This is a genomic window from Nocardia niigatensis NBRC 100131 (assembly GCF_000308655.1).
Classification (GTDB): Bacteria; Actinomycetota; Actinomycetes; order Mycobacteriales; family Mycobacteriaceae; genus Nocardia; species Nocardia niigatensis.
Window position 1 is genome coordinate 120,220 of record NZ_BAGC01000052.1, and the last position, 10,377, is coordinate 130,596.

Below are 10,377 nucleotides of genomic sequence, written 5' to 3' on the forward strand. Positions count from 1 at the left end.
TGAGGAACCGCTGACATGGCAGTGAAGCGAGCACCGTCGAAGAAGGTCCGTGCCGAGCAGGCCCGCCGCCCCAAGAAGAACCCCCTGATCGCCGCGGGCATCGAGACCGTCGACTACAAGGATGTGAACCTGCTCCGCACGTTCATCTCCGACCGCGGCAAGATCCGCAGCCGCCGGGTCACCGGCCTGACCCCGCAGCAGCAGCGTCAGGTCGCCGTCGCGGTGAAGAACGCCCGCGAGATGGCGTTGCTGCCCTTCACGAGCCGCTAGCCCGCGACCTCGTAGGTAGAACGAAAAGCCAAGAGTTGAAACAACTCTCGGACTCCCAGGGGATTATCCCCGGAAAACCCGGCGACGAAGACAAGGCCCCGAGTGCATGTGCGCTCGGGGCCTCACTCTTCACGTATGCGTGGCAGCGCCGCGACTACGGGATGGTCAGCACCTGGCCGGGCTGGATGAGGTCCGGGTTGTCGATACCGCTGGCGTTGGCGATCTCCTGGTAGCGGTTGCCGTCGCCGTAGAAGCGCTCGGCGATGGCCCACAGGGTGTCACCGGGCTCGACGGTGTAGGTCTGGGCGGCGGGCGGCGGCGGGGGCACGTCCTCGACCACCGCGGCGGCCTGAGCCTGGACCGGCTCCGGCGCGGGGAGCGGGTTGTCGGTGTTGGTGCCCGAACTCCACAGCGCGCCGCCGTCGGAGCCGTACAGCACGACATTGCGGTCGGCCTGCACGACCAGGCGGTCCGCGCTCTTGCCATTGGTCTCGGTGGACCAGGCGGCGCCGTCCTCCTTGTAGAGAACGAAGTTGCCGTCGTCTTGCAGGGTGGCCTTGACAACGCCCTGGCCGTTGGTGCCCGTGGCCCACACAGCATTGCCGTTCGGCTCGGACAGCACCAGGTTGCCATCATCTTGCAGAGTCAGGGTGTAGGCACCGCCTTGCAGCGCCTCTCCACGACCGAGTTCTTCGCCGACCTTCAACGAGTCGCCCACGGTGCGTCCTTTCAGGAGGGGTGATCTTGAGATAAGCCGATGGCGCGGAACTGCATTCGCACATCGGCCCCGACCCTACCGATCAGTCGCCGGTCGCCGCAGGGTTACGCGCCGGATCTGCGAAGATTTCGGCGTGTCTTCGCCAGAAATTCGCCAGAGGGTCTGATCCGGTGTGTGGAACCGGCCGTACGGTCGCGGACACTAGGGTGTCAGCCATGGACGGGACATGGGGACGCCGCCTGATCGCTGCCACCGCAGCCACTTTGATCGGGCTTACCATCACGGCGTGCGGAAGCACGGAAAATACTGGCGGCCAATCGAAGAGCGGTGGCGCCGCGACCAGCACGAAGGCCACACCCACCGAAGCACCCAATGGACAAATCGGACGCGCGTTCACGCCGAATCCGAATATCGTCAGCCCGCACGGCATCTCGTTCGACAGCTGGACCCGCGTCGCGGCGGACAAGATCGCGGTCAACTTCCAGACCGGCTCCCCCGAGTGCTACGGCGTGGACGCCGCCGTCACCGAAACCTCCTCGACCGTCACCGTCGACCTGAAATCCGGCACCCTGCCCGAGGCGGTCGGCAAGATGTGCACCATGATCGCCGTCTTCGGCACCCTCGAGATCCAGCTGAAATCCCCGCTGGGTGATCGAAAGGTCCTGAGCGCCACCTAGTTCCGGGAGCACAGGCAGTGGCTCTCCCGGATATGCGACAGGGGCCCGGATCGAATGCCGATCCGGGCCCCTGCCCCGATTTCGCTGTACCGCTACCCGACTCGCGTCAGCGGCGTTTCACGATCAGTGCGCGAAGTGCCGGGAACCGGTCAGGTACAAGGTCACTCCGGCCTCACGGCACAGATCGATGGTGTCCTTGTCGCGAATCGAACCGCCCGGGTGCACGATGGCGCGCACGCCCGCGGCCACCAGGATCTGCGGGCCGTCCGAGAACGGGAAGAACGCGTCCGAGGCCGCCACCGCGCCTTTGGCACGGTCACCGGCCCGCTCCACCGCCAGCTTGCAGGAGTCGACCCGGTTGACCTGCCCCATGCCGACACCGACGGCCGCGCCGTCATCGGCCAGCAGGATGGCATTGGACTTCACGGCACGGCAAGCGCGCCAGGCGAATTCGAGATCACGCAGGGTCGCCTCGTCGGCGGCCTCACCCGCGGCCAGCGTCCAGTTGGCGGCGCCGTCGCCCTCGGCGTCGAGGATGTCGCGGTCCTGCAGCAACACGCCGCCGCTGACCGGACGCAGCTCCGCGCCCTTGCGCCGGGCCGGCTCGGCCACCAGCACGCGCACGTTCTTCTTGCGCTGCAACACCTCGACCGCGCCATTGGCGTAGGACGGGGCCACGATCACCTCGGTGAAGATGTCGGCGACCTGCTCGGCCATCTCCACGGAGACCTCACGGTTGGCCGCGATCACACCGCCGTACGCGGAGACCGGATCGGTGGCGTGCGCCTTGCGGTGCGCCTCGGCGATATCCGCGCCGACCGCGATGCCACACGGATTGGCGTGCTTGATGACCGCCACGGCCGGCTCGTCGAAGTCGTAGGCGGCGCGCCAGGCGGCATCGGCATCGGTGTAGTTGTTGTACGACATCTCCTTGCCGTGCAACTGCTGCGCCTGCGCCAGCCCGGCCGGGCCGCCCTGGCTGGTGTACAGCGCGGCGGCCTGATGCGGGTTCTCGCCGTAGCGCAGCACGTCCGCGCGCTGCCAGGTGCCGCCGATCCACTCCGGGAACTGCTGCGCGGCATCGGATTCCGGCGCGACGGCCGGCACCGCGACACTGGTCATCCAGCTAGCGACGGCCACATCGTAGGTGGCGGTGTGCTGGAAAGCCTTGGCGGCCAAGGCGGTCCGCTCGGCCAGGGTGAAACCACCCTGCCGCACCGCGGCGATCACCTCGGCGTAGTCACCGGTGTTCACCACGACCGCCACCGACGGGTGGTTCTTGGCGGCGGCGCGCACCATGGACGGACCGCCGATGTCGATCTGCTCGACGCACTCGTCGACGCTCGCGCCGGAGGCGACCGTTCGAGTGAACGGGTACAGGTTCACCACGACGAGCTGGAAGGCCTCGACACCCAGCTCGACGAGCTGATCGACGTGCTCCTCCTTGCGGGTGTCGGCCAGGATGCCGGCGTGCACCCGCGGGTGCAGCGTCTTGACCCGGCCGTCCAGGGTCTCCGGGAACCCGGTCAGGTCCTCGACCTTGGTGACCGGGATGCCGGCGTCGGCGATCTTGCCGGCGGTCGAGCCGGTCGACACCAGCTCCACGCCCGCACTGTGCAGACCGGTGGCCAGTTCGATCAGACCGGTCTTGTCGTAGACGCTTACGAGGGCCCGCTTGATCGGCTTGCGTTCACTCACCGGAGAACTCGCTCATCTGGGATAACTGCCTTTCGTCCATCGGAGACAATGCCTCGGGTAGCGACAGCGGCGACGACCTCCGCCAGCAGCCGGCGCTCCACGACCTTGATGCGCTCGTGCAGGGTGTCCTCGTCGTCATCGGGCAGCACGGTGACCGCCTCCTGCGCCAGGATCGGCCCGGTGTCGACACCCGTGTCAACCAGATGCACGGTGGAACCGGTCACCCGCACGCCGTAGGCGAGCGCGTCCCGCACCCCGTGCGCGCCCGGGAAGGCGGGCAGCAGCGCGGGATGGGTATTGATGATGCGACCGCCGAAACGGTCCATGAAAGCGGGGCCGAGGATCTTCATGAAACCCGCGGACACCACCAGATCGGGTTCGAAGGCGGCGACCACCTCGGTGAGCGCCACATCCCATTCGGCGCGATCCGCGAAATCGCGCAGCGCGACCTTGAAGGACGAGACGCCGAAGGCCTCGGCATGCTCGGTGGCGGCGCAATCACGATCCACGCCGACGGCGACCACCGTGGCCGGATAACCCGGCTGCCGGGTCGCCTCCAGCAGGGAACGCAGCAGGGATCCGGTGCCGGAAGCCAGCACCACGACGCTCGCGGGCGCGGTCGGCGGCAGCTGCGGGGCGGGCGTGGACGTCAGCGCACTACTCCCTGTCGATCGGTGCGGGATGGGGACGGCGGCAAACGAACCGCCGCCCTCAAGCCTAACTGCGCCGCCTCCCCGCAACTTCAGCGGGCAGCAGCGAGCTCGCCGTCATCCATCTCGCACCCGTGCCGGCGGCCGGATGCCGCCACCTATTTCGGACGTACCCGACGAGTTACCCTCATCTCGCCAAATCAGTCGTCGCCTTCGTCACCCTCCACGATTTCCGCATCCACGATATCGGCGCTGTCAGCGGATCCCACCCGGCTTTCGTCGTCGTCCCGGTCGTCGACCAGTTCGGCGTCGAGGGCGCCGTCGAGATCCTTCTCGTCGTACCAGCCGTTCTCGTCGGGGTGGTCCGCGCGGGGCTCGGAGTCACCGTCGTCCTCGTCGTCGAAATCCTCGTCGTACTCGTCATCGTCGTAGTCGTCGTACTCATCGTCCGCGTAGGCGTCGGCGTCGGCGTCCGTGTAGGCGTCGGCCTCTTCGTCGTAGTAGTCGTCCTCGTACTCGTCGTCGTAGGCCGCGGGCGACACCACGGCCGGGCCGCCGAACCACCGCGTGCCCAGCATGCCCGCATACCCGGCGACGGCCAGCCAGACGAACACCAGCACCGCGCTCAGCGCGCCCGGCGCGATCCGGCCGAAGGTGCCCAGCTCACCGCCGGCCACCACGCCCAGCAGCGCCATCGCGACCGCCGCCACCCCGGCCGCGGTCAGCGTCGCCCACGGCGCGGTCGCCCGATCACGGGAGGTGCGACCGCAATCCAGGCCCGACAGCACCCCGACCGCCGCGGGCACCAGCAGCAGCACCAGCCACCACACCGCCACCGGACCCGACGGCACCGCGGCCGCCACCGGCACCGCGGGCACCGGCGCGCCGTGAATCGCGAACAGGCTCAACGACCCCGGGCCGATCTGCACCTGCCCGCCGGCCAGCACGCTCACCGCGGCGACCGTCACATTCGGCAGGTAGGCCAGCGACAGCAGCGTCAAACCCAGTGCGCCGAAAAACGTTCCGTCGGCCGCGTGATAGGTGTCGCCGATGCGGGACCAGTGCAGTAGGAACGACACCACGGTCACCGCGGTCGCCGCCACCAGCAGCCGGCCCGCCGCCCGCAGGCCCGCCAGGAAACCGGGAACCACCCATTCCGGCAAGGGAATCGGCAGCATGTCGGCGAAGTCGCGCCAGCGCCGTGAACCGATGCCGATCACCGCCGCCAGCAGATTCAGCGCGAGCACCCAGGCGAACGCGGCCAGGGTGTCCGGCGGCTGCAGCGACACCACCGCCGCCGCGTCCTCGGCCACCGCCAGGCACACCGCGGTGATCAGCAGCGGGCCGCCCACCGCGGCGCCCACCACCCAGCCCAGATCGGCCGTCTCGCAGTCGGGTCCGGCGGCCTGCGCACTGTCCCGCGCCACCAGCCACAGCATCAGCAGGGTCGGCAGCAGCGGCCACAGCCCGATCCCGGTCTTCCCGATCACCAGCGGAACCTGGTGCACCGCAAGCCAGCTCGCGGCAATGGCGCCCGACGAACCGCTCATGCCACTGCCCGCCGCGAACAGGGTGCCGTATACCAGCACGAAGATCACCAGCAGCGTGATGGCCGACGCGCGGGCGGAGACCAGCATCAGCACCCGCGCGCGTTCCGGGGTCAGCGATCCGAAACCCCCGCCGCCTCCGCCACCGCGACGCCGGACCGGCGGCCGCCGCGGCGCCCGGAGATCGGGGTCGCTCAGGCGAGCCAGGGCAGTTCTGGGGGCACTCATGGACATCCAGCGTGGCAGCATCTCGGAAACCGTAGGGTCAGGCGCGCCGGTACGACCGGCGCGCTGGCAAAAGAGAACGGCCCCCGGTGACATACCGGAGGCCGCTCCTGTGAAAGGCGAAACTACTTGTCGTCCTGGCCCGGCCGGAAAGCGCGGGTGGCGTCCGCCGCCGGATCCGCCGCCTGCTCACCGCCGAAGGGCTGCGCCGGACGCTGCGCCTGCTGGGCGCCGAAATGCTGGGTCGCGTCCGCGCTCCCGGCCGGCTGCTGCGGCGTGCCGTACGGCGACTGCTGCTGGCCGTAACCCGGCTGAGCGGGCTGCTGACCGTAAGACGGCTGCTGCTGGCCGTAGGTCGGCTGGGAACCGGTGCCGTACCCCGCGGGCTGCTGACCGTACCCGGCCGGCTGACCGTAGGACGGCTGCTGCGGCTGCTGGCCGTACCCGGCCTGCTGGCCGCCGAACGACGGCTGCTGCGGTTGCTGACCGTAGGCGCCCTGCTGACCGAACGCCTGCTGCTGGTACTGCGGCCCGGTGGAACCGAACGGCTGCTGCTGCTGACCGTAACCCCCCTGCGCGGCGGCCGGTTTCGGCTCCGGCGCCTTCACGATGCCGAGCTCGAACAGCAGCGCCAGCACGGCCACCACGGCCTGCACGAACGACAGGAACAGGATCACCCAGCCGCCCCACTTCAGCGTCACGCTGTCGCCGAGGTCGAAGGAGCCGAACAGGATGCCCAGGAACGCGCCGAGCGACGCCGCCGCCACGATGCCGGTGTTGCCGCTCTGCTTGGGCAGCAGTGACAGACCCGCCACCAGACCCGCGATCAGCAGGATCGTCACCAGCGCTGCGGAACCGGTGCTCTCGAACAGGCTGAAGCTGGTGTCGCCGCCGACCCGGGTGTTGCCGATCTCGACGGCCTTGGTGCCGACATAGGGCGCGAAGCCCAGCAGGAAGTTGATGACGCCGAGCGCGGCCACGCCGATGGTGAGGAAGAAAGGCAGGCCCTTGCCCGCGACGGGCGACGTTCCCGAACCGGCAGCGGGAGCGCCTGCGGGCTGCGAGCCGTATCCGGATGCGGAAGAGGGCGTCGGCTGGGGCGCGTTGTATCCCGAGCCCCCGGTCGGGTATGACATGTCGTCGTCTCCTATCGAGTCGTTCACGAACCTCCACCGACGCTACTGCACTTGACGGTCGGTGGCACCATCTACCACCGGCCGTGCCACTACCGCAATACCTGAATCGGCACAGAACACGACCGATTTACCCGGCCCTCCCGGCCCGCAAACCCACGCGCCCGCGGTGGTTACTCGTCCGCCCCCTGATTACGAAGGCCGCCTGCCGAATTCGGCAGGCGGCCTTCGTGTTCAGCCGTTCATCGGGCGGACCGGTGCGATCTCGCCCTGTGCCTCGCTGCCGTCGGGCAGCGAGGCACGAGAACATCAAGCGCTGATGGAAGCCTTCTCCAGGATCTCGCGCGCCAGGGCGGCGGTCTCGGACGGGGTCTTGCCGACCTTGACGCCCGCGGCCTCGAGGGCGTCCTTCTTGGCCTGGGCGGTACCGGCGGAGCCGGAGACGATGGCGCCGGCGTGGCCCATGGTCTTGCCCTCCGGCGCGGTGAAGCCCGCGACGTAGCCGACGACCGGCTTGCTGACGTTGGCCTGGATGTAGGCCGCGGCCCGCTCCTCGGCGTCGCCGCCGATCTCGCCGATCATGACGATGAGCTTGGTCTCCGGGTCCTTCTCGAACGCCTCGATGGCGTCGATGTGGGTGGTGCCGATGACCGGGTCGCCGCCGATGCCGATGGCCGTGGAGAAACCGAAGTCCCGCAGCTCGTACATCATCTGGTAGGTCAGGGTGCCGGACTTGGAGACCAGGCCGATCGGCCCCTTGCCGGTGATGTTGGCCGGGGTGATGCCGACCAGCGACTCGCCCGGGGTGATGATGCCGGGGCAGTTCGGGCCGATGATGCGGGTCTTGTTGCCCTTGTCCACGTTGTAGGCCCACGCGTACGCGGTGTCCTGCACCGGGATGCCCTCGGTGATGACCACGAGCAGCGGGATCTCCGCGTCGATGGCCTCGATGATGGCGTCCTTCGAGAAGGCCGGCGGCACGAAGGCGATCGAGGTGTCGGCCCCGGTCTTCTCCATGGCCTCGGCGACCGACGCGAACACCGGCAGCTCGACCTCGTTGCCGTTCTTGTCGACGTGCTTGACGGTGGTGCCGGCCTTACGGGCGTTGACACCGCCGACCACGTTGGTGCCCGCCTTCAGCATCAGGGCGGTGTGCTTGGTGCCCTCGCCGCCGGTGATGCCCTGGACGATGACCTTGTTGTCCTTGTTCAGGAAGATAGACATGTTGGTTCGTGTCCTTACTTGGCCGCAGCCAGCTCGGCGGCCTTGTCGGCGCCTTCGTCCATGGTCTGAGCGAGGGTCACCAGCGGGTGGTTGGCGTCGACGAGGATCTTGCGACCCTCCTCGACCTTGTTGCCGTCGAGGCGGACGACCAGCGGCTTGTTGGCTTCGGCGCCCAGGATCTCCAGGGCCTGCACGATGCCGTTCGCGACCGCGTCACAGGCGGTGATGCCACCGAAGACGTTCACGAACACCGACTTGACCTGCTCGTCGTTGAGGATCACGTCCAGGCCCGCGGCCATGACGGCGGCCGAAGCGCCACCGCCGATGTCGAGGAAGTTGGCGGGCTTGACGCCGCCGTGGTTCTCACCGGCGTAGGCGACGACGTCCAGGGTCGACATGACCAGGCCGGCGCCGTTGCCGATGATGCCGACCTCGCCGTCGAGCTTCACGTAGTTGAGGTCGTTCTGCTTGGCCTTGAGCTCGAGCGGGTCGGTGGCGTCGATGTCCGCGAACTCGGCGTGGTCGGGGTGACGGAACTCGGCGTTCTCGTCCAGGGTCACCTTGCCGTCGAGGGCGAGGATCTCGTCGTTGGGGGTACGCACCAGCGGGTTGACCTCGACCAGGGTGGCGTCCTCCTTGATGAACACCTCCCACAGCTTCTGGATGGTCACCGCGGCGGCGTCCAGGATGTCGGCGGGCAGGTGGCCCTGCTCGGCGATGGAACGGGCGAAGGCCAGGTCGACACCCTTGACGGCGTCGACGGGCACCTTGGCCAGACGGTCCGGCTTGGTGGCGGCCACCTCTTCGATCTCCATGCCGCCCTCGACCGAGCACATGGCCAGGTAGGTGCGGTTGGAGCGGTCGAGCAGGAAGGAGATGTAGTACTCCGAGGCGATGTCCTTGGCCTCGGCGACCAGGACCTTCTTGGTGATGTGGCCCTTGATGTCCAGGCCCAGGATGTTGTTCGCGTGGGTGAAGGCGTCGTCAGGGGTGGCGGCGTACTTCACGCCACCGGCCTTGCCGCGGCCACCGACTTTGACCTGCGACTTGATCATCACCGGCTTGCCGATTTCTTCCGCGATCGCACGGGCGTCCTCGGCCGAGTCCGTGACGCGGCCCTCCGACGAAGGCACTCCGTGCTTCACGAAGAGTTCCTTCGCCTGATATTCGAAGAGATCCATGTACTCACCGTCTCGTCTGCGTTGTTGTGACAACGTCTTGGTTGGCGGCCCGTCGTCGGAGGCGGGTCGGCTCGGACTCTAATCAGTCACATGGAGCGGAAATCAGCCGCATACAGCCTAAGTGGCGCAGGTCACGGTACTGTCTCCGCGGCCGCAAAACCCCTCGTCAATGCTACTCATCGGTAGCTTGTTGACCGCGCGCCAGGTGGGGCCCGCGAATCCCGGACGGTGATGCTGGCTACTACGTCACGTAGTCGACAAACCTCACCCGGTTACCCGAAGCACAGTGAGCGCATTCCCGCTCATAACGTGAGGAATATCACAGGTGCGTGTCGAACCAAGCCCATCGCTTGCTGAGCCGCAATCGTTTCGTTACCGTCGTTGCGGTCGATGTCACAACCCGGTCACGGACAGGAGGACGGCAGGCTTGACGCAGCACAGCGCTCCACATACGGAGTTGAATCTCCTGGCTCCGCAGGAACCGAGCCGCTCCGCAGGCGACTTGTCAGCCCCGCAGCACGTTCCGGACCGGCGCAGATGAGCGACGGCCCCTTCCCCTCGCAGCCCCGCGCCCGCCGCGGACATCGTTATCGCGAGGACGCAGAGAATTACGGCGGCGCCACCACTTTCGATTCCCCCGTCGCGACGCACAGCGGTGTCGCACACGGCGACTGGGATGCCACCCAGGCCTGGAACGGCGGCGAGACGCAGTGGGATTCCGGCGCCCAGTGGAACTCCGACGCGGACTGGAACGGCGGTCAGCAGTGGGATGAGTCCTCGCAGTGGGACCAGTCCGCCGACTGGCAGCCCGAGCCGAACTGGGATTACAACGCCCAGACCACCGTGAACGGCTGGGCCGCACCGAATCCCAGCGATTGGGCCCCGCAGTCGCGGACCAACTGGGATCCGACCGCGGACCCGACCCCCTCCGACGAGTACCGACCGGTCTACACATTCAAGACCGCGTCCGGCGAGAAGCTCACCTTCTCCGGCGACGGCGCCCGCGTCGATCGCGGTGCGCGCCGAGCCGATTCCGAGCCCGGCGCCGACTACG

At 68.2% G+C, this 10,377-nt stretch carries 9 protein-coding genes and 1 pseudogene; 3 read left to right on the forward strand and 7 right to left on the reverse strand.

Annotation, left to right across the window (positions count from 1 at the left end; genetic code table 11):
- The first annotated feature begins 15 nt into the window (after positions 1–15).
- The gene (gene rpsR / locus ON33_RS25045; RefSeq protein WP_011211513.1) at positions 16–270 is read left to right on the forward strand and encodes a 30S ribosomal protein S18; all 255 of its coding nucleotides are present in this window, start codon (positions 16–18) and stop codon (positions 268–270) included.
- 154 nt (positions 271–424) lie between these two features.
- Here rpsR and ON33_RS25050 read toward each other — a convergent pair whose 3' ends face one another.
- On the reverse strand, positions 425–988 hold the full coding sequence (locus ON33_RS25050) for a LysM peptidoglycan-binding domain-containing protein (protein ID WP_040861503.1): 564 nt from the start codon (positions 986–988) through the stop codon (positions 425–427).
- A gap of 215 nt (positions 989–1,203) precedes the next feature.
- Here ON33_RS25050 and ON33_RS25055 point away from each other — a divergent pair, with 215 nt between their 5' ends.
- Entirely contained in the window at positions 1,204–1,665 is a 462-nt protein-coding gene (locus ON33_RS25055) for a hypothetical protein (RefSeq protein ID WP_040861504.1), read from the forward strand.
- 123 nt (positions 1,666–1,788) lie between these two features.
- On the opposite strand, the gene purH is transcribed toward ON33_RS25055, so the two are convergent.
- From purH to sucC, 6 genes are all read right to left on the reverse strand, one after another.
- The gene (purH, locus tag ON33_RS25060) at positions 1,789–3,363 is read right to left on the reverse strand and encodes a bifunctional phosphoribosylaminoimidazolecarboxamide formyltransferase/IMP cyclohydrolase (RefSeq protein WP_040861505.1); all 1,575 of its coding nucleotides are present in this window, start codon (positions 3,361–3,363) and stop codon (positions 1,789–1,791) included.
- On the reverse strand, positions 3,360–3,992 hold the full coding sequence (gene purN, locus ON33_RS25065; RefSeq protein WP_051152766.1) for a phosphoribosylglycinamide formyltransferase: 633 nt from the start codon (positions 3,990–3,992) through the stop codon (positions 3,360–3,362). Before purN ends, purH begins: the two co-directional genes overlap by 4 nt.
- 221 nt (positions 3,993–4,213) lie before the next feature.
- Positions 4,214–5,788: a cell division protein PerM gene (locus ON33_RS25070; protein WP_040861545.1), complete on the reverse strand. Its 1,575-nt coding sequence runs from the start codon at positions 5,786–5,788 to the stop codon at positions 4,214–4,216.
- Between the two features lie 122 nt (positions 5,789–5,910).
- Complete coding sequence (locus ON33_RS25075) at positions 5,911–6,921, reverse strand: DUF5336 domain-containing protein (protein ID WP_040861507.1); 1,011 nt, start codon at positions 6,919–6,921, stop codon at positions 5,911–5,913.
- Positions 6,922–7,227: 306 nt separating this feature from the next.
- Positions 7,228–8,142, reverse strand: coding sequence for a succinate--CoA ligase subunit alpha (gene sucD, locus ON33_RS25080; RefSeq protein ID WP_040861508.1), 915 nt, complete (start codon positions 8,140–8,142; stop codon positions 7,228–7,230).
- A 14-nt stretch (positions 8,143–8,156) separates the two neighbouring features.
- Positions 8,157–9,323 (reverse strand): ADP-forming succinate--CoA ligase subunit beta, encoded by a 1,167-nt coding sequence (gene sucC, locus ON33_RS25085; protein WP_040861509.1) that lies wholly within the window; start codon positions 9,321–9,323, stop codon positions 8,157–8,159.
- Between the two features lie 537 nt (positions 9,324–9,860).
- Here sucC and ON33_RS25090 point away from each other — a divergent pair.
- Positions 9,861–10,377, forward strand: a pseudogene (locus ON33_RS25090) (hypothetical protein); the annotation flags it as partial.

Coding starts and splice junctions, on each gene's coding strand:
- rpsR (WP_011211513.1), top strand. CDS start 16: ATGGCAGTGAAGCGAGCACCGTCGAAGAAGGTCCGTGCCGAGCAGGCC.
- ON33_RS25055 (WP_040861504.1), top strand. CDS start 1,204: ATGGACGGGACATGGGGACGCCGCCTGATCGCTGCCACCGCAGCCACT.
- sucD (WP_040861508.1), bottom strand. CDS start 8,142: ATGTCTATCTTCCTGAACAAGGACAACAAGGTCATCGTCCAGGGCATC.
- ON33_RS25075 (WP_040861507.1), bottom strand. CDS start 6,921: ATGTCATACCCGACCGGGGGCTCGGGATACAACGCGCCCCAGCCGACG.
- sucC (WP_040861509.1), bottom strand. CDS start 9,323: ATGGATCTCTTCGAATATCAGGCGAAGGAACTCTTCGTGAAGCACGGA.
- ON33_RS25070 (WP_040861545.1), bottom strand. CDS start 5,788: ATGAGTGCCCCCAGAACTGCCCTGGCTCGCCTGAGCGACCCCGATCTC.